Here is an 18,912-nt window from a genome sequence, read left to right as displayed (position 1 = left end):
CACATATGAAATAATCATTTTCATTTTAGACAGATTATAGAACAAATAAACCACGTTAAAATGCTATCCTATTTGCACAGCGCACAACCGAAAGGATGATAAGCATGGCTTTACAACTTCAACCCGGACAAACGTCCATTAAATCAAAAGCAGCAGTGGCTTGGGCCGCTGGCGAACCTCTGAAAATGGAAGAAGTCGACGTTGAGCTTCCAAAGGCAGGCGAAGTATTGGTACGCATTGTCGCTACCGGTGTTTGCCATACCGATGCCTTCACCCTTTCAGGGGATGACCCAGAAGGTATTTTTCCAGCCATTCTCGGCCACGAAGGTGGCGGTATTGTTGAGATGGTCGGTGAAGGTGTGACCAGCGTTGAAGTTGGCGACCACGTGATCCCGCTTTATACCGCCGAGTGCGGCAAGTGTAAGTTCTGCTTGTCAGGTAAAACCAACCTCTGCCAAGCGGTACGTGAAACCCAAGGTAAAGGCTTGATGCCAGATGGCACCACCCGTTTTTCTAAAGACGGTCAGCCGATCTACCACTACATGGGTTGCTCAACTTTCTCTGAGTACACTGTTTTACCAGAGATTTCGTTGGCGAAAGTAAACAAAACTGCGCCGCTTGATGAAGTTTGCTTGCTCGGTTGTGGTGTTACCACAGGTATGGGAGCAGTGCTGAACACCGCGAAAGTTGCAGAAGGCGATACCGTTGCCATTTTCGGTCTGGGTGGTATTGGTCTTTCAGCCATTATCGGTGCCCGTATGGCAGGTGCGAGCCGGATCATCGGTATCGACATCAATGAAAGTAAATTCGATTTAGCCAAGCAGCTTGGTGCCACCGATGTGGTGAATCCGAAAAACTACGACAAGCCGATTCAAGAAGTGATTGTCGACATGACCGACGGTGGTGTCGACTTCTCATTTGAGTGTATCGGTAACGTTGACGTGATGCGTTCAGCGCTGGAATGCTGCCACAAAGGTTGGGGCGAGTCAGTCATTATCGGTGTTGCCGGTGCTGGCCAAGAAATTTCAACCCGTCCATTCCAATTAGTGACCGGCCGCGTATGGCGTGGCAGTGCCTTCGGTGGGGTAAAAGGTCGCTCAGAACTTCCTGGTATTGTCGAAAAATACTTGGCGGGCGAGTTTGGCTTGCAAGAGTTCATCACCCATAAAATGGGCCTGACTGACATCAACGAAGCTTTTGACCTCATGCATGAAGGCAAAAGCATTCGTTCTGTCATTTTGATGGACCAAGACTAAGCTCTGCGTCGTGTTCGCTTCTTGCGCCGTTGCCACCAGATGTAAGTTCCGGTAACGGCCAAGAGCAACGGCAACACCCCTACAAAACTATACAGCACCTTCACTGGCAGGCCGCCCCAACTGCCAAAATGCAAGCGACGAAAGGCATCAAGGGTTTTGGTACCGACTCCTTGCTCATTCAGATTGTAGGTACTCAAGTACTCACCGGTTTGGGCATCATAGTTCGACACACTGCCGTAATTGCTGAGCAATGGATTGACCGTCGGCGCTCGCCCAAACACCGTAAACGGCAGCTCAGGTTCAAACGGAAACAGTACATAGGTTGGCGTAAAACCTTCAATCCGCTGTTGGCTGTCAGCGACCAAAACATCGAGATCGACACTGTCACTGTACAACCGCTCGACCATGATGTGATGTGCTTGACCACCACCGTGCTCAGTCCACTCTTCGTAAAAAATTAGCCCGTTGTAATACACACCAGTGGCCCCTAGCACCAACAAGACCGGTGAAGCAAAGGTGCCAGCCATCTTGTGCAAGTCACTAAATACCGCTAGCAAACGTTGGTTCCAGCGCAGGGTAAAAAAGCGGGTCCAAAAACGTCGGTACATGATCAGGCCCGAAACACCCATGAACAGTAAAAATAGCCCCAGCACTAAAGTCAGTAATAAGCCGAAATGCTCAGTAACGAAATTAAACTCAAGGGTTTTGAGGTCATTGAGTAGCAAGGTGTAGTGCAGCTCCAACAGCCAGTCGGTCAAATAGTGCCCCGGCTCTGTTGGCTCACTTTGCAGCGCACCTGTGGTAGGGTTCAGATGCACTTTGTGCCAAGTATCGGTACCCTTTTCGATCACAAACACCCGATCCGCCTCATCGTGCCCCGGCGGAAATAGCTCCCAACTGCCAATCTCATAGTCGGGGAGCTGTTCGTTCACCCGCTTCTGCAGCTCACGCAACGGTAGCCGCGGCTGCTCGGTCGCAGTCAGCGTCGCGACCTCCGGCAGCAACAGACCATCGATTTCCTTTTTGAATACCAATAAGCTACCGGTGAGGCAGATCAGCAAAAACGGGACCATTAGCATGATGCCGAGCCACCCATGCCATTTATGCAGTGTTTTACGCATACTCAGAATCTGTAGGTTAGGTTAGCAGAGAAATTACGCGGCGCGCCATAGTAGCCCTGCGCCCAGTACAAGCTATTCAGATACTTCTCATCCGTCACGTTGTTGGCATTAAGGCTGCCCTGCAAGGCCTCGGTGAACTGATAGCTGACCATGAGATTCAAGCGACCGTACGCATCCTGACGGGTGATAATCGTCTCACCTGCATTGTCGTACATGGGGCCGACCACCCCTTGTACCCGCGAAATACTGTCCTGCCAGATATAGCTGGCACCAAGCTTCAGCTGCTCCAGCCCTTGCGGACGGTACGTCAGCGAAGTACGGAACAGGTTTTCTGGGGTGTAATCTTCGACGACTTGGTCACCATCCATAGCAAATGCGGTGGCGGCAATACTGCCTTGCAAGCCGGGCAGTAATTCACCAGAGAGTTCAAGCTCAAAACCCTTGCTTTGGATGCCATCAACGGCACGATAAACCGGCTCTGGCACGCCCGTTTCAGGGTTAATGGCATCACCAGCGCCAACACCTAAGTTTTCTTGTTGCACATCGAAATAGGCAAGCGAGAGTAACGCGGCGTTATCGAACAATTCCGCTTTTACACCCACTTCGCTATTTTTACCGGTCAGTGCTGGCAACCGCGCAAAGTTCTCGTCACGCAGATTCTGCGCCATGAAGGTCTCAGTGTAAGAACCGTACAGCGTCACCGCATCGTTCAGTGCAAAGGTCATGCCGAAGTACGGAACAAACTCGCTGTCATCACGTGACTCATCCACGCCATAGCCTTCACCCTCAGTTTCAAAGCTGTTGTAGCGCCCGCCAAGCAGCACTTTCCAGCTATCGGTCAAGCTCAAGCGGGTTTGCACGTACACCGCTTTTTGGGTGTTATCAATGGCACTACCGGCGCGGTTATCGGTAAATTCAGGGAAAGGTGTGTTGCCATGCCAATCAGGTAGCGCTGGCATTTCTGGGAAACCGTTGCCAGTGTGGTTGTCGTACAGACTGTAGTCGACATAATCCATCCGCGCGTAGTTTGCGCCGACCACTAACTCATGCTCTTGTCCCCAGGCACGAAACCGACCACTCACATAGGCGTCAATACTGTCCTGTTTATCATCCAGGTCGTATTCACTGCCGTACCCCATCAGACCAAGACCGGTTTCGGGATCAAGCCCAGCGACAGGGTCAATCAGGTAGGTGTAGAACAAATAACTGTCTTCATCGGTGCGCACGCGATTGTAGGCCACGCGCAGATTCCAATAGTCACTCAGCGCAGTTTCAAGATCGATAAAACTACGGCTCTCGTTGATGTTCCAATCGGACCAATTGGCCGCAATATTGGTGCTGGCAGCAAAATCGGTCGGCGTACCGTCACCATAATACAGGGTCAACGCGCCCCATAAATTACCATCAGTGTTTCCTTGCGATTCGCTATGACCAAAAGTGATCAAGGTGTCCGCGTTGGGTGCATAGTCCGCCACCACGTAGCCAAGCTTGGTGGCGTTCGAGTAGCGATCTAGATACGAACCACGGTCATCGACAACAGCCACAGCGCGCACCCGTAAGGCATCATTTAGTACCGCAGAGACGTCGGCTTCCATGCGATAGGTGTCCCATGAACCGACGGTAGTACTGACACTGCCTTGGTTCTCACCGGTTGGGCGCTTACGCACCAAGTTGACGGTTGCCGATGGGCTACCAATCCCCGTCATCACCCCATTCGCACCGTGCACCACTTCAATACGCTCATATAAAGCAGCGTCAATGCGGCCATGCGTATTGTCGTTGATCAGCGGCAGACCTAAGCCGTCCATTTGAAAATTATTCACAGCAAAGCCACGGGCACTGTAGTACACCCGATCCGTCTCAACTTGTTCGACGTTGATAGTAGCGCTGGTTTCGAGTGCGCTATTGAGGTCATTCAAACTGAAGTCTTTGAGTTGCTCGGCTGAAATCACCGTCACCATTTGCGGTGTTTCTTGCACGCTTAAATCAAGTTTACTGGCGGATTGTTGATCTTCGTTGAGGTAACCACTTTGCCGTTCGCCATGAATCTCCAGCCGTTCCATGGCCTCGGTGGTCTGTAGTTCAGCAGCGGCGATCGTGGGGAGAAGTGCTGCGCTAACAGCGAGTGCGACGCGAGATGGTAGGTTCACAACAAGATCCTCTTTGGCGTTTAAAAATAACGCCAGGGATCTTATTAAAAATGAGAATGATTCGCAATACCGTTTTTAAGGTTCCACCCAAATGGCAACACCTTCAGCTGTTTTGTCCGTTAAACCAAATGATTTGCCGATGTTTAAGCCGATGCCCACGTTGCCACCATAGCGGCCGATCCCTGTTCCTACATGCACAGAATCATCACGGCGCTCACCGGTAGCTTTTAACAAAACGCCATTGGCGCCAACCTTAGCCGCGGCCTCTTTAAGTCGTTGCAGCACCGCATTCATTTTGGCTTCATCACCGAGGCTCCAAGAGCCGTCACTGGTGGCGGTCAACAAGGCAATCGCTTGATAATGCTCTGGCTCCTGCACGTACACCAGCACTGACTCAGGTGCCACCGGCGCCCGCGCCTGCCCAATCATGTGCGTGGTGCTTGGCGACGCACACCCCGCCAACAGCAGCGCAAAACCCGCCAGTCCAAGCATTCGGACCTGTTGCATCATCATCAGGCATTCTCCTCGTTCAATCGTTCGTCCCTTCATTCTAGTGAAGGTGTCTCGAAAGTGTAGCTTTAAAGTGTTAACGACCAAATCGGGCGCGTTGCATTTCGTTGAGGCGGCTTAAGGTGCGACGGAACGGAAAGGCCAGTGCGCCTTCGGTGTACAACTCGGTTAAGGGGACGGCAGCGTCAATGTATAGCGGGATGCGACGGTCGTAGCATTCATCCACCAAGGCGATAAAGCGGCGCACGCCATCATCGTTGCGAGACAAAGTGGGTAAGGTGCGATCACCAGCTAACACATGAGCTGCGCCATCCTCAGTGCCGCGCGCCACCGCTGGCATGGTCGCTGGGGCCGATAACTGCGGCACTTCGCTGAGAAAAATGTGCTGAGCGGCATCACATAGCTCGACAAAGTCCATGGCGCCCAGAGGTTGCTCACACACATCGGCATAACGAAACCAAAGCGTATGGGCGGTGCGCTGCACCACCGGCAGCTCAATGTGCGCAAGTGCAAAGGGGGTTGTGCTGCGTTGCTGATCCGTCGTGAGTTGCAAAAAGGTTTGTTGCAAAGCCGCCGGTTGCTGCACCCAATAACGTTGCTGCTCTTTGCCCGGATGCAAACGATGATCTTGCCCACCATCGACACTCACCACCTGCATTTGCGCATTCATCGCCGCAATCGCAGGCAGTAAACGTTCACGGTTGAAACCATCTTTGTAGAGCTCATCTGGCGGCTGATTGGAGGTGGTGACCAGCACAGTGCCCGTCGCAAAAAGGTGCTGCATAAAGCCACCCAGCAACACCGCATCACCGATATCATTGACAAAGAACTCATCTAAACAGAGCACGCGCACCGATTCAGACAACTCGGTCGCTAACAGTTGCAACGGCGCTTCTTGCCCAGTCAGTTGAAACAACCGACGGTGCAACCAACGCATAAAATGATGAAAATGCTGACGTTTTGCTGGTACCGATAAGCTCTGACAAAACACATCCATCAACCAGGTTTTGCCGCGTCCGACTGGACCCCAAAGATACACCCCAGGCACTTTGGGATCGCCGCGCTGTAACGCTTGAAAGCATTGTTCAAGACAGTCCACCGCATGTTGTTGGGCAGCATCAACATGAAAGCCTTCAGAAAGTGCGTGCTGGTACGCAGCAGCAGGAGAGAGGTTGGTAAGGTTCGAGGTCATGGCCTACATCAGTTGTCACGAGCACGTGCAGGCAGTCTAGCATAGATAAGGTATGAGCAGGAGTGAGGGGCAATCACCAGGACGACTGCCCCTAACCTTGTCGAGCTTAGAAGTGGAAGCTTGCGCCTACACCTGCGTAGCTCAGATCGCTGTCAATGTGCGTGTACTTGGCAAACACACTGAAGTTGTCACCTAAGAAGTAACGACCGGTTGCGCTGTAGGCTTGGTCGCTGTCATCAGCGATATCGATGTGACGCACGTTCGCATCAACTTCGAAGTTGGTGGTCAAGCGCGAACGTACACCCACTTGGGCGTTCCAACCTGACTCGCTTTCTGAGTAAGAGTCCGTAAGTTCGCCATCGACAAACGAAATATCGCTGGTCGCTTCTGCGCGGCTGTAACCGGCGCTACCGTAGACGACGGTACGGCCATTGTTGAAGAACTTATAACCGGCGTTCACGTGCAGCAAATCCGCTGACAAATCAACGCCTGCGGCTTCAACGTCACCGACATTAAAGTCGACGTTGTCTGACGCATCGGTGTATTCAGCACCAAAGAAGAATGACTCGGTGAGCGACTTTTCAAAGTCGACTGCAAAGCCATCGATCGATTCGTCCAAAACATCAACTTTGACATAGCTACCGCCGACGTAGTCAAAGTTTGGTTCATTGTTTTCATTCGCCAACGCTGGGGCGGTCATCAATGCGCCAGCAGTCACGGTGGCGGCGATACGAGATAATGCGAACATAATATACTCCTTTAGTATTGTGCTCAGACGTATTTCGTTGTCACTGCCAATGACAATAGGGGCTTAACCCAACAACCACAAGGGCTGGAGTGTTATTACCGAGTAAAGACGCAGGTAAAAATCAGCAGCCATAACTGGAAAATTCACGGGGTTTTTATTGAATTTTTTGCGGTTTTTCGTCACTATTCCGCCCCCCAAATTCAAGGAATCTCGACGTGCGCATATTTTCCGCCAAACGCCCGCTGGGCTGCTTCTTCACGGTCATTTGCAGCGCTTTTTTGCTGGCCGCTTGCAACAGTACTTCATCGCCGTCGGAGCTTCCTCCCAAATACAACGTCAAACCTAGCGAACCGGCACGGGTCTCTTTGCCCATGCAATTGGTCACGGACACAGCCGCAGCGCAACGTTGTTTTGCCGATACACCACATTACGACCGTGTTACCCGCCCTGAACCTAACACCTTAGCGCTGGGTGCAACTGACGCTGATGGCCTGATCCTGCCCCTGAGTTTTGCCGCGAAGCAGTGGTGGCTTGACGACATTCCGTTGCATCTCACCGATCTACTCGAGAGTGCGTGGCCGGTGCAGCCAAAGCGTTTGCGACTGGAGCTGAACAGCACCGGCAGCGCCTATCAGTTGCAGCGACTGCGCCAGCGCATCGGTCATAAGTGGCCACAACTGACAATTGAGTGGTCGGTGGCCGATGCCAACGCCATCATCCCGCTCAAACAGACATTCACCGACGATCGGGTGGGCTATCACGGTGTGATTGACGCGCTGCCCTATGGGCATCGTATTGCCGACTTTTACAGCGTTCCTTTGCGCACGCCCATGAATGAAAGCTTTGCCGCAAACCAAATCGAGCGCCGAGTTACCGACGCGGCAAACTTCTTACAATGGCTAACTAGCAACCCGACGAGTGCCTTTGCGGCGACCTCAGGGGAAACCTTGCGCGGCCAGATGTGTGCAGCCTTCACCCCAAAACAAACTGACCGGGGTCCGTCCCTATTGGATGGCGCACCGGCGCCAGTGAGAATTCACCTCAATGAACACAACTAAAGCGTCCCGCGACAACTGGTGGGCGGTATTGATGACCGTCCTCGCCACCCTGTATTTATTTCCAGAACTCATTTTCAATGCTGAATTAGTACGGACAGTTGGCTCGGCGGGTGCCAGTGCCGCCGATATTCATCGTTTAGAGCTTTTTGGGCGGGCCATTTCTGGCATCGGCGTGACCTTATTAGTCCTCGATGCCATCAAAGGTTTTCCGCTACGCAGCAAAGACCGCACCTTGTTGCTGAGTTTGGCGGTGTTTTTGCTGATTTGGCCGTTGGTCTTTTTCGGACAAAAATATGTCATTGATAAGTATCTGATCGCACCCTCGTCTGCAGAACAACGTCAAACCGCTTTCTTAAGTCTGGTGGTCAAAGATGCGCTGGCGGCGCAAGCGGTTGCCGTCAAGGGACTCCCCTTTGATTCCGACAATCCCGAGAGTCCGGTCTCGCAAACCTTCTTGTCGTTATTTGGTGGCTTGGTGTACGCCAACAACAACGTCTTGGAACAAATTAAGCAGTCCCGCCAAGAGCTTGCCACTGCCTATGTGGTGAATCAGACGCAAGCGCAAGTACCCGAGCTGTTGGCGCAGCATCAGCAACTCTCGCGCAAATTGCGCGACGCCTATACCGAGCACTATCAACGGGCCTACAACGATTACAAACAGGCATTGCTCGACAGTAGCAATGTTGCCGCACGTGAATGGGGTAAAGTGACCGCGCAACTTGATGAGGGGTGGCAGGATTATCAAACCATGCTGGAAAAAGCCGATGAACTGGCGGGTCAGCAGGCCGAGCAGGCAGGTCCGCGCATCTATGAGTTTCTCGACTACTATCACGACCGCTGCGTGAACGACGGCAAGGTCAATGCGCGCTGCCGCGAGCGTGCCGAAAGCCGCTACAAGAAACAGATCACCCAGCTCGGCTACGGCTATATTCCCCATGAACACTGGCTGATTGAAGAAGATGTCTCAACCGGTGAAAACGTTTTTAACTCTCTGATTGCGGGCGTACTTACCGGCGGTATTTCACTGGCTGCCCAAGCACTAAGCGCGGCCACCGGCGGTGATGGTGGCTTCAAAGACAAGCGTTACAAATACACCAACGATACCGCGCTGTATAAATTACGCCTGCTGCAGCTGCCAGCGTTTCAACAAAAGTTTATCGATGACTATGGCTACCCACTGGGACTGGCCTCTCGGCAAGCCTTTTTAGACTACCCAGAAACCGGGAAACGGGTGCGCGCTGAACTACGCCAAGCTGACATTCGCCTCAGCGCCAACTGGTCGTTGCATGACCGCGCCAGCTTTGACCAAGCGGTACTGGAAAAAATCGCCCGTGACGCCATGCAAGCTTGGTCGGATGGCCTTGATGAAAAAGCTGTGGCATTGCCGCCGGGTCTGAACTGGCAACAATTCCATCAACACCCGGAAGTGTTGGCCTACGTCAATCGGCAACTGAGCGGCGAGAAGCTCACTCACTACAATCCCGAATGGAGCGACGCCGAATTTAAACGGCAAGTGCTCGAACCCAAAGTACGGGAGCAGGCGCAACAACTGTTGCGCGAATTGGCGGCACAACAAAGCGCGTTCGCTGACGGTGGTGACTTTGCCGAACGCGGCAAACAAAGCTTACGCGCCGTCATTGTGCCGCCGATTTCGATGGGATTGAGCTTATTGTTGGTCTGCTTAACACTGATTAAATTGCCGTTACGCTACTTACAGCTGCTGATCCGGCAGCCATCACCGATGAGCCAGCGTGTGTTTCGCTGGGCGCCAGTTGCGACCTTGCTGGCCGTCATCATTCTACCTTTTGCCGTGCTACAGCCGCAGTTTGATCGCGATTATCCCGGCGCCGCAAGCTTCCTCGCGACCGTCGGGGAGAGCGCACATCCAAGTCTTGCGTACGGACTTGAGTGGACGTTGCGAACGCAACCCGTTATCGCACCGCTGGGTAACGAACTGTCAGAAGTGATGTATTTTGAAGAGAAAAGTGCACCGCTCATCGACATGTTGCACAAACTCGACCAAAGCGTGGCGTTAGGCACGGACTAAAAAAAGAGCGTCAGCACCGGGGGAGGATACTGACGCTCGAACGCTAGCGGGAGGTTAGCGCTGTTGAGCCGGCTTTCTTAACTGGCGGCTTTCGTCTTTTCAATATAAGCATCAACGAACTGCTCAAGCACATTCAACGGCAGTGGACCGTTGGCCAATACCACATCGTGGAACTCACGAATATCAAAGGCCTCGCCAAGTTCAGCTTTGGCTTTTTCGCGCAGTTCAACAATCTTGATCATGCCGATTTTGTACGCCGTCGCTTGGCTTGGCATGACGATATGACGCTCGACCATCTTCACGGCATCGGCTTTGGCATTCGGGGTGTTACTGACGTAGTAATCAATGCCCTCTTCACGGGTCCATTTCATTGCATGGATGCCGGTATCAACGACCAAGCGACACGCACGCCACAGCTCCATCGCTAAGCGACCGAAGTCAGAATACGGGTCTTCATACAAACCAATCTCTTTCGGTACCAGTTCGCTGTAGAGTCCCCAACCTTCGGTATAGGCGGTGTAGCGACCGAATTTACGGAAACTCGGAATACCCTCAAGCTCTTGCGAAATCGCAATTTGCATGTGGTGGCCCGGAATACCTTCATGGTAGGCCAAAGCTTCCATCTGGTAGGTCGGCATTGACGGCATGTCATAGAGGTTGGCGTAGTAAATGCCCGGACGCGTGCCGTCCAACGAAGGCGCTGAATAGAAGGCTTTACCGGCGGATTTTTCGCGGAAAGCCTCAACGCGCTTCACAATCATGTCGGCTTTGGGCTGGGTAATAAACAATTCGTCGAGACGACCACGCATGTTATCAATCAACGCCGTTGCTTCATCCATGTAACGCTGACGCCCTTCGTCAGTGGCCGGATAAATGAAGTCGTCGTTGTTGCGCATGTGCACGAAGAATTCTTGCAAGGTGCCCTCAAAGCCGACTTTAGCCATGATTTCACGCATTTCATCATGAATACGCGCCACTTCACTCAGACCAATTTCATGAATTTCAGTGGCGGTTAAATCGGTCGTGGTGGTGCGCTGCAAGGCATTGTTGTAGAAGGCTTCACCATCAGGGAATTTCCATGCGCCATCGTTGGTATCAGCCTGTGCGGCAATACCTTCAACATCTTTGATCAACTGCTCATAAGCAGGCTGCACCGCCTCAACTAAGGCCGTTTGCGCCGCATCACGCAAGGCGTTGTATTGGGCTTCATCGATGTCGAGGGTGTCGATTTTCTTGGTGAAATCAGCCCACAAAGTGCTTGGCTCACCGTCATCGAACGGCGCACCGGTAATAATGTTCTTACTGTCAGCAATCACGTACGGGTAAACAAACTGCGGCGCAATAATGCCTTTCTCGGCGCGGATCTTAAGATTCTCAGCCAACTGCTCCATGACCTGCGGCAAACCATTTAGGCGCGCAATGTAAGCCTCAGCGTCAGCCACTTCTTTGACGGTGTGTTGGTTGATCAACAGCGACGCCACACTCGAGTGCAAACCAAACATCTGATTCACCGGGTAGCTGTAATGACGCCATTGATAATCGGCAATGTCTTCTTCCAACTGCTGCTTCATCATCAACCAGCTGGTTTTGGTCTGCGCATCCAGTTTACTTTCGTCAATCGCCATCACTTGCGCGAGGTGCTGCTTGGTCAGTTCCAGATTCTCAGCCTGACGCTGTTCCGACATGTCGTCCCATTTGTCCTGATCTTCTTTAATACCAAGATAGGCTTGGAACATCGGGCTGCGCATGACATTTTCCATGAAAATGTCTTCAAATAACTGATTGGCTTTTTCTGACTCGCTTTGCTGTGCTTCGGTTGCTGCCACCTGCGGCGCAGGCGTTTGCGTATCCGTAACCGTCGTCGCCGACTCTGGCGCTTCAGAGCAAGCGCTGGTCATCAGCGCCAACGACATCGCCACAGCGAGACGTTTGTAAGTAAACATGGATGGTTCTCCCTTTTTTGTTCTTATAAGTATCCATTTTTAATATCTGCTCAGCCTAGCAATGTCAACGCAGCCGCGACCGAGCTCAGGCTAGATCGGTTGAATAACAGACAACTCCGGCCGGTATTGGGCTTGCAGTCTCTGTTGCTCGCTGCGTTTGCCTCAACTTTATTTACGATAAACATAAAATATTTATTGATTAATAAAAACACATCGGTTAATTTGTCAGCAATTCACAAGCAAGGACCTCTCATGAAAGCAAATTATGGCTTTGGCCTCGCGGCCATCGTATTAGCGATACTTTTCCCGATTTACTGGCTGGCCCCACTGACCATGGGCCTTGATAATGCCGTCACGGCCATGCGCGATGAGTTCATGACCCTCGATGGCTGGGACGCACTCTTCGCCATTATTGGCGTGCTCGAAATTGCAGTTTATCTTGGTCTGCGTCGTTACTTCCGCGATCAAATCAACGGCAGCTTCCCGGCCAACATGCTGCTGGTAATGGCGATTCTCGTCGGTCTCTTTCACTGCACCCTGTTCATTGATATCAGCGTATACTTAGGCCTCAGCCTGCCCAGCGGCGATAGCTTTATCTTTATGATGATTGCTGTGCTGGTAGTGTTGCTTGGTCTTTATACCTTTGCCTTGTTGGCCTTAAGTATTGCCATGTTGGTGAAGTTTGATGAAATTTCAGTGGTGCTCAAAACCTTCACTATTGGCGCCATGATCGCTGCTATGTTCCAGCTCAGTATCGTCTTTGCCATGGTCAATATCGTGCTGTTCCCAGGCTTAATGTTACTGCTTGCCATCCACTTTTTCCGTGGCGACAGCGCCGTCGAAGTGGTGTAACCCGCCAAGGAGACTGGTATGGCAATTCGCATCAACCTTGACGTTGAAATGGCGCGCAACAAACTCTCGCTGACCGAGCTCTCCGAGCGGGTCGGCGTGTCGATGACCAACTTGTCGCTACTGAAAACCGGCAAAGTGAAAGCCATTCGCTTCAGCACCCTCGAAGCCATCTGCCGCGAACTCAACTGCCAACCCGGCGACATTTTGGAGTACCTGCGCGACTGACCCTCGCGCCGTGTCCGTAAGTTAAGATGATTAACGAAAAAGGAACTTTAAGGCATGCGTCCGCTTTTATCTCGCACAAGCATTTTTAGAGAGTTGCTGGTTGTTCTGATCATCACTTTTCCACCGCTTTTCTATGCTCTATACGCATTTGAAGACGAGCTTCTAACAAAAATGGTGGCATCCTTTATCCCACAGATCGAGTTCCTCGGTTATGCAGCTTTTCTTAATTTGCTCGCTTTAAGTTCAACAGTGCTTAATCGATGGTTCTATACTCCCAACGACAACATCAAAGGAATGATGCAAAAAGTAGATGACGTACTATTTGTAGCGGGCGAAACTTCTCTTGGTTTAATACGCGTTCTCACTGGAACTCTCATTTCTATCCTAGTGCTTTGGCTTATCTACGAACCCGCCACCTTCAAACTTGAAGAGCAATATTTTTTCATCATTGCCGCAATTTCTGGTGTCATTGATTGCGTTGCTCTCGCTTACATTCTCGAACGGCAAAATCAACAAAGAAAACCGCGACGATTTTTCACATCCAGTTAAATCTGATTTTCATTGTTAGTTTATTTACAATCACGCAGGCAACTTTTAGTTATTTGAGACAGTCATGACCTTCACCCAACTTTGCTGCCCGCTGTGCGCGACGCCGCTAACACTTGAGCAACGCACCTACCGATGTGAGCAAGGGCATTGCTTTGACACGGCCAAGCAGGGTTACGTGAACCTGTTGCCGGTGCAGAACAAACGCTCGAAAGATCCCGGTGACAGCAAGGCCATGGTGCAAGCGCGTGCTGACTTCTTAGCGCAAGGCTTTTACCAGCCGCTGGCAGAGATTATTGCCAAAGCTGCGTTGCGCGCAGACCCGCGCACCTTGCTCGATGCGGGCTGTGGCGAGGGATATTACTTACGTCACTTGCTTGATGCAGCACCGGAGCGTCTGCAAGCGGTAGCGCTAGATATCTCCAAGTGGGCAGTGCTTGCTGCCGCACGACAAGACAAGCGGGCCACTTGGCTGGTTGCGTCGAACACTACAATACCCGTGGCATCAGGCAGTATTGATGCCCTGCTGTGCGTGTTTGGTTTTCCGGTAGAAGATGAATTTAAAAGGGTACTGAGCGAAAGTGGCCGCTTACTTATGGTTGACCCAGCGCCAAGTCATTTGTTGGAACTTAAGCAAGTGATTTACCCCGAGATTAAACACAAAGAAGCCACCCTGCCTGTGGCGGAAGACGCCTGGCAGCTGACCAACGCAGAACGCGTGACCTTTAGCGTAAACTTGCCCTCGAACGCCATCATTCGTGATTTACTGACCATGACGCCACACCTTTACCGCGCCAGCAGCGAAGGCCGCGCCCGCGCGGAAGCGCTAACCGAGCTGACCGTCACTGTCGATGTCTGGGTGCGTGAGTTTGTGGCTAAATCTGACTAAAAACTAAAACAATAACCAAGGACGATGTATGAAATTCACCGCGACGCTACTGCTTTTGCTCAGTATGGGATTGAGTGCAGCAGCACAGGCTGATGCCCGCAACGCCTGCGTGCAGGACCTAGAGTTCCTCCCCGACTTTCTCCTCACCAATGATACCGGTGCTAACGACCATCTCGCGCAAAAAGGCCAAGCCCATTTTGACGCAGCCTTTGCCGAAGCCCTCGCGCAAGCGAACCAGGTCACCGATGTGAAGCAGTGCCGCAAGGTTATTCAAAATTATCTGCGCAGCTGGCGTTCGGGGCATCTTGAGGTGATCGTTACGGCCCCGGCCAAGAAGGTTGAACCCGCAGCCGAAACAACAGAAACGACTGATGCACCACAACCACCGAAAGTAGATACCCGCGCACCATCGCTTCGCATGCTTAGCGACCAAACCCTGTTGCTGACGGTACCCAGTTTTGGTGCGGCGTATACCAAGCCACTTGCCGCGTTACTTCAGCAACATCACGCGCAACTGGCGAACCACCCCAATTGGATTATCGACGTACGCAACAATGGCGGTGGCTCCGATAGCACTTATGCCCAGTTATTGCCGTGGTTCATGGCCGACGGCTGGCTCGAGATTGGTATGGAGTGGTTGGTCACGCCAGTAACTATTGACGCACAAGCCAGCGTATGTGCCCTGTTCATGCCGGGCGATAGCGCCTGCACCGACAATATTGACCCTGTGCTGGCCGTGATGCGTACCGCAGAAACCGGCAGTTACATCGCGCTTGAGGAGCAAGCTGCGACCTTTAAAACCGTCGAAGCCCTTGAGCCAAAACGGCCCAGCAAAGTGGCAGTACTTACCAACAAACATTGTGCCAGCTCTTGTGAGCAATTCTTACTGACCGCCCAGCAGAGTTTCAGCGTAAAGGTTGTCGGACAACGCACCTATGGCGCCCTCGACTACTCGAACCTGCGCCCCTACGCGCTGCCTTCAAAGCAGCTGACCTTGTACTACGCCACCTCGCGCAGTCGCCGCTTGCCAGACATGCCGGTCGATGTTCTCGGGGTCATCCCCGACGTCTACCTTGCCCCCGCGCAGGACGAGCAAGCCGCACAAGCCGAGGTTGAGCGCGTGCAGACCTGGCTCGAAGGTGGGCGGTTGTAGGCCTTTCCTTCTTGGTGAAAAGTTCATTATAGTAGGCGTATTCTTATACTTAGGTTGGCAATACGCTGAAAATTATGGACGACACCATTCACTTCTACACGCGCCACGCAGAAGCGCTGGCAGCACAATACGACAGTCTCGATGCCGAACATGTGCATCGCGACTGGATCGATGCGCTGCCTAGCGAAGGTCTTGCGTTAGATGTGGGTGCCGGTTCAGGGCGAGACGCGCGCTTTATGGCAAGTAAAGGGCTGACGGTGTACGCCGTCGAGCCCGCCGATGGCATTCGTGAACAGGCCCAGCGCTATCACGCCAGCCCAAACGTGCATTGGTTGAACGACAGCTTGCCCGAGCTGCGTCACGTGCAAGGGCTCAACACCAAGTTTGATGTGATCCTGTTAAGTGCCGTGTGGATGCATATTGCTCCGTCAGCGCGTCAGCGGAGTTTTCGCAAGCTCAGTTCACTCTTAAAACCCAATGGCAAAATGGTGGTATCGCTGCGCCACGGTGAGAGCCCTGATGCGCGCACCATGCATCCGGTATCTGCCGATGAACTGGCGCAGTTAGCTCAACAACAAGGCTTGAGCTACAAGCTGCTTGAACCACGCACCGATGAACTGAAGCGCCAAGACGTGCACTGGCAAACCGTGCTGCTCACCCTACCTGACGACGGCACTGGTGCCTTTCCATTGCTGCGCAATATCGTCATTAACGACAATAAGTCATCGACCTATAAAGTCGCACTACTGCGTACGTTATTGCGTATTGCTGAGGGCCATCCCGGGGCCGTGTTAACACGCACACAAAACCATGTGACCTTGCCGATGGGTTTAGTGGCGCTGTATTGGTTGAAGCTTTATAAACCGCTGCTCGACACCTACAATTTGCAGCAAGCGAACAGTCGTGGGCTAGGCTTCGTGAAGGCCTCCGGCTGGCAGACGCTGCAACAGTTTAGCGCCAATGACTTTTATATTGGCCGTCTGATTACCGACGCCGACGAAGGGCGAAGTGTGTATCGCACGCTCAAAGACATTGCCAGTACCATTCGCAACATGCCGGTGAAATACATCACACTGCCCGGCAGTGCACAAGGCGTCTTTGACGTTGAACTTGGCCGCACCCAGGCTCCAAAAACCGGTTTGGTGCTTGATCATGCGTTTTTGGCATCACTCGGTAACTTTCATGTGCCGCGTGCGATTTGGGACGCACTGACACACTTCAGTGTCTGGATTGAACCGGCGTTGATTAACGAGTGGGTGACGCTGATGGAAGGCTATAACCGCGAGCATCCGCGGGCCTATACCACGCTCGACTATCGCAATGCCTTAAATTGGGAAAACCCTGAGCGTAGCACGCAACGCGTGCGGAATCGTGTACAAGAACTGATGCAAAACGCCGGCGTTGATTGCTGCTGGTCTGGGGACTCTATTCGCAGCCAAGCGTACGCCATTGACCATGCCTTTCCTTTCGCCCGCTGGCCTAACAATGACTTGTGGAACCTGCTGCCAACGAAAACCAGCGTAAACGCGGCCAAATCAGATAAGCTTCCTACCCGCCATCGTTTACTCGAATCACGCGAGCTCATTCTGGACTGGTGGCAACGCGGATGGAGCCATAACGCCCGGGAGTTTTTCACCCAAGCCAACTTCGCCCTACCCAACCTCGCACCCGACAACCAAAGCTTCGACGATGTGTTCGAAGCCCTCACCTGTCAACGCGACCGCATCAAGCAAGTGCAGCAACTGCGGGATTGGTGATTTAAGCACTCTCATTAGCCGGGCGTGAAAGCTTTATTAGTGCAGGGTATGTTCACGTCGCGCCTGAATCTGCTTCGCAGGTAAGTCTCTGTTTAGAATAGGGTGCAGTGCATTTTGCACGGCGGGAAGCATAAGGGCGAACTCTTCAAGTAAGATCGACTCAGAGATTTGGTCATCGAACACCAGCGTCACCAGCAAGCTCTCTGGAAAACGCTGGTAATTCACCTCGTGGGTGAGCCAAACAAAACCGGATAAGCGCGCCTTCATGGTTTCGCAAACTTTGGTCAGCCGTCTGATAATTTCATTGTCGATTTTCTTATCGGATTTACGCATGCTTTTTGAGAGCTCCTGGTTTGCTGGTGTGTCTTGCCGCGTTTGCTTTTGAGGTCGACCCTGTTTCGCTCTACTTTACGCTGCAAAAGCTTCATCGCTCGTATCAATTTCTCGCCAAAAAAGAAGAATCTATACTAACATGAGGTTCACAAACAAAACCGCAAACCGATAGCTAAGACGATAAGGATAGCAAATGACCGACAAGGCGTTCAGGATTAAAACCATGACGCGATCCGAGCTGGATCTTGCCATAGCGTGGGCCGCACAGGAAGGCTGGAGCCCCGGATTCCACGATGCCGACAGTTACTACAAAGCCGACCCAAATGGATTTTTAATGGGCTATCTAGGCGACGAGCCAATCGCCTGTATCTCGGTCATAAAATACGATGATTCTTTTGGTTTTCTGGGCTTTTATATTGTGAAACCCACCTACCGAGGGCAAGGTTATGGCATGCAAATGTGGCAGGCTGGATTGCGCTATCTTGATGCCTGCAACATTGGACTGGACGGGGTCGTTGAGCAACAAGAAAACTATAAAAAATCAGGGTTTGAGCTGGCCTATGGCAATATTCGATTTGCTGGAAATACCTCAGACTTTGCACATGCCAATAAGGCATTAACCTCAGCAGAAACCATTGACCTCGTACCTCTAGCTGAGATCCCTTTCCCTACCCTCGACGCCTATGATCGCGCCTTTTTCCCTGCCATACGCAGCGAATTTACACAGCAATGGATCACCCAAAAAGATAGTCACGCGCTGGGCGTACTACACGATGGCGTATTGTCCGGTTATGGGGTGATACGACCCACCCAAGACGGTTACAAGATCGCGCCATTGTTTGCGGAGACGCCAGAATTGGCGGAGCGACTATTTTTGCATTTAATCGCTTTGGTGAAAGACGATGCTGCCATCTTCATTGATGTGCCGAACGTGAATAAAGCGGGCATGGAGCTAGTTAAGCGCTTTGATATGACCCCCTGTTTCGAAACCGCACGCATGTATACCGGCAATGCTCCCGAGTTGCCCCTGTCCAAGACCTTTGGCGTGACCTCGTTCGAGATTGGTTAAACATAGAGAAAACAAAAAGCCCTGTAATTGCAGGGCTTTTGGGACATTCTTGGGCGGGCAACT

17 protein-coding genes are annotated in these 18,912 nt (G+C 52.1%); 10 read left to right on the top strand and 7 right to left on the bottom strand.

Features of this window, described 5'->3' with window-relative positions:
* The first annotated feature begins 104 nt into the window (after positions 1-104).
* Complete coding sequence (locus G535_RS0102395) at positions 105-1,256, top strand: S-(hydroxymethyl)glutathione dehydrogenase/class III alcohol dehydrogenase (RefSeq protein ID WP_026860604.1); 1,152 nt, start codon at positions 105-107, stop codon at positions 1,254-1,256.
* On the opposite strand, the gene G535_RS0102390 is transcribed toward G535_RS0102395, so the two are convergent.
* From G535_RS0102390 to G535_RS13785, 5 genes are all read right to left on the bottom strand, one after another.
* Positions 1,253-2,377: a PepSY-associated TM helix domain-containing protein gene (locus G535_RS0102390; RefSeq protein ID WP_026860603.1), complete on the bottom strand. Its 1,125-nt coding sequence runs from the start codon at positions 2,375-2,377 to the stop codon at positions 1,253-1,255. The two genes, G535_RS0102395 and G535_RS0102390, sit on opposite strands and share 4 nt — an antisense overlap.
* 2 nt (positions 2,378-2,379) lie before the next feature.
* Positions 2,380-4,527: a TonB-dependent siderophore receptor gene (locus tag G535_RS0102385; protein WP_026860602.1), complete on the bottom strand. Its 2,148-nt coding sequence runs from the start codon at positions 4,525-4,527 to the stop codon at positions 2,380-2,382.
* A 75-nt stretch (positions 4,528-4,602) separates the two neighbouring features.
* Entirely contained in the window at positions 4,603-5,040 is a 438-nt protein-coding gene (locus tag G535_RS12695; RefSeq protein ID WP_241970482.1) for a hypothetical protein, read from the bottom strand.
* Between the two features lie 73 nt (positions 5,041-5,113).
* Complete coding sequence (zapE, locus tag G535_RS0102375; RefSeq protein WP_026860601.1) at positions 5,114-6,229, bottom strand: cell division protein ZapE; 1,116 nt, start codon at positions 6,227-6,229, stop codon at positions 5,114-5,116.
* A gap of 106 nt (positions 6,230-6,335) precedes the next feature.
* Positions 6,336-6,977 (bottom strand): porin family protein, encoded by a 642-nt coding sequence (locus tag G535_RS13785; protein ID WP_026860600.1) that lies wholly within the window; start codon positions 6,975-6,977, stop codon positions 6,336-6,338.
* A gap of 215 nt (positions 6,978-7,192) precedes the next feature.
* Here G535_RS13785 and G535_RS0102360 point away from each other — a divergent pair, with 215 nt between their 5' ends.
* Both G535_RS0102360 and G535_RS0102355 read left to right on the top strand, forming a co-directional pair.
* Positions 7,193-8,035 (top strand): hypothetical protein, encoded by an 843-nt coding sequence (locus G535_RS0102360; protein WP_126775196.1) that lies wholly within the window; start codon positions 7,193-7,195, stop codon positions 8,033-8,035.
* The gene (locus G535_RS0102355; RefSeq protein ID WP_026860597.1) at positions 8,022-10,082 is read left to right on the top strand and encodes a hypothetical protein; all 2,061 of its coding nucleotides are present in this window, start codon (positions 8,022-8,024) and stop codon (positions 10,080-10,082) included. The genes G535_RS0102360 and G535_RS0102355 overlap by 14 nt, the downstream gene beginning before the upstream one ends.
* 77 nt (positions 10,083-10,159) lie before the next feature.
* Here G535_RS0102355 and G535_RS0102350 read toward each other — a convergent pair whose 3' ends face one another.
* Positions 10,160-12,025 (bottom strand): DUF885 domain-containing protein, encoded by a 1,866-nt coding sequence (locus G535_RS0102350; protein WP_026860596.1) that lies wholly within the window; start codon positions 12,023-12,025, stop codon positions 10,160-10,162.
* Positions 12,026-12,277: 252 nt separating this feature from the next.
* Between G535_RS0102350 and G535_RS0102345 the strand changes: the two genes are divergently transcribed.
* From G535_RS0102345 to G535_RS0102320, 6 genes are all read left to right on the top strand, one after another.
* Complete coding sequence (locus tag G535_RS0102345) at positions 12,278-12,877, top strand: hypothetical protein (RefSeq protein WP_026860595.1); 600 nt, start codon at positions 12,278-12,280, stop codon at positions 12,875-12,877.
* A gap of 18 nt (positions 12,878-12,895) precedes the next feature.
* Positions 12,896-13,102, top strand: a complete 207-nt coding sequence (locus tag G535_RS0102340) for a helix-turn-helix domain-containing protein (RefSeq protein WP_026860594.1) — start codon at positions 12,896-12,898, stop codon at positions 13,100-13,102.
* Between the two features lie 54 nt (positions 13,103-13,156).
* Positions 13,157-13,651, top strand: a complete 495-nt coding sequence (locus G535_RS0102335) for a hypothetical protein (RefSeq protein WP_026860593.1) — start codon at positions 13,157-13,159, stop codon at positions 13,649-13,651.
* Between the two features lie 64 nt (positions 13,652-13,715).
* Positions 13,716-14,537 carry a putative RNA methyltransferase gene (locus G535_RS0102330; RefSeq protein WP_026860592.1) on the top strand — a complete coding sequence of 274 codons (822 nt, stop codon included), beginning with the start codon at positions 13,716-13,718 and terminating at the stop codon, positions 14,535-14,537.
* Positions 14,538-14,565: 28 nt separating this feature from the next.
* Complete coding sequence (locus G535_RS0102325) at positions 14,566-15,690, top strand: S41 family peptidase (protein WP_026860591.1); 1,125 nt, start codon at positions 14,566-14,568, stop codon at positions 15,688-15,690.
* 74 nt (positions 15,691-15,764) lie between these two features.
* Positions 15,765-17,447, top strand: coding sequence for a class I SAM-dependent methyltransferase (locus G535_RS0102320; protein ID WP_051206907.1), 1,683 nt, complete (start codon positions 15,765-15,767; stop codon positions 17,445-17,447).
* 36 nt (positions 17,448-17,483) lie between these two features.
* Here the strand turns inward: G535_RS0102320 and G535_RS0102315 are convergent, their stop codons facing one another.
* The gene (locus G535_RS0102315; RefSeq protein ID WP_026860589.1) at positions 17,484-17,780 is read right to left on the bottom strand and encodes a hypothetical protein; all 297 of its coding nucleotides are present in this window, start codon (positions 17,778-17,780) and stop codon (positions 17,484-17,486) included.
* Between the two features lie 223 nt (positions 17,781-18,003).
* Here G535_RS0102315 and G535_RS0102310 point away from each other — a divergent pair, with 223 nt between their 5' ends.
* A complete protein-coding gene (locus tag G535_RS0102310) occupies positions 18,004-18,849 on the top strand; it encodes a GNAT family N-acetyltransferase (RefSeq protein ID WP_241970483.1) in 846 nt (281 codons plus the stop codon).
* Positions 18,850-18,912 lie beyond the last annotated feature (63 nt).

The organism is Pseudidiomarina sediminum DSM 21906 (genome assembly GCF_000423165.1).
Classification (GTDB): domain Bacteria; phylum Pseudomonadota; class Gammaproteobacteria; order Enterobacterales; family Alteromonadaceae; genus Pseudidiomarina; species Pseudidiomarina sediminum.
Note: the sequence above shows the minus strand (reverse complement) of the source record. Positions and strands in the feature narration are given on the sequence as shown.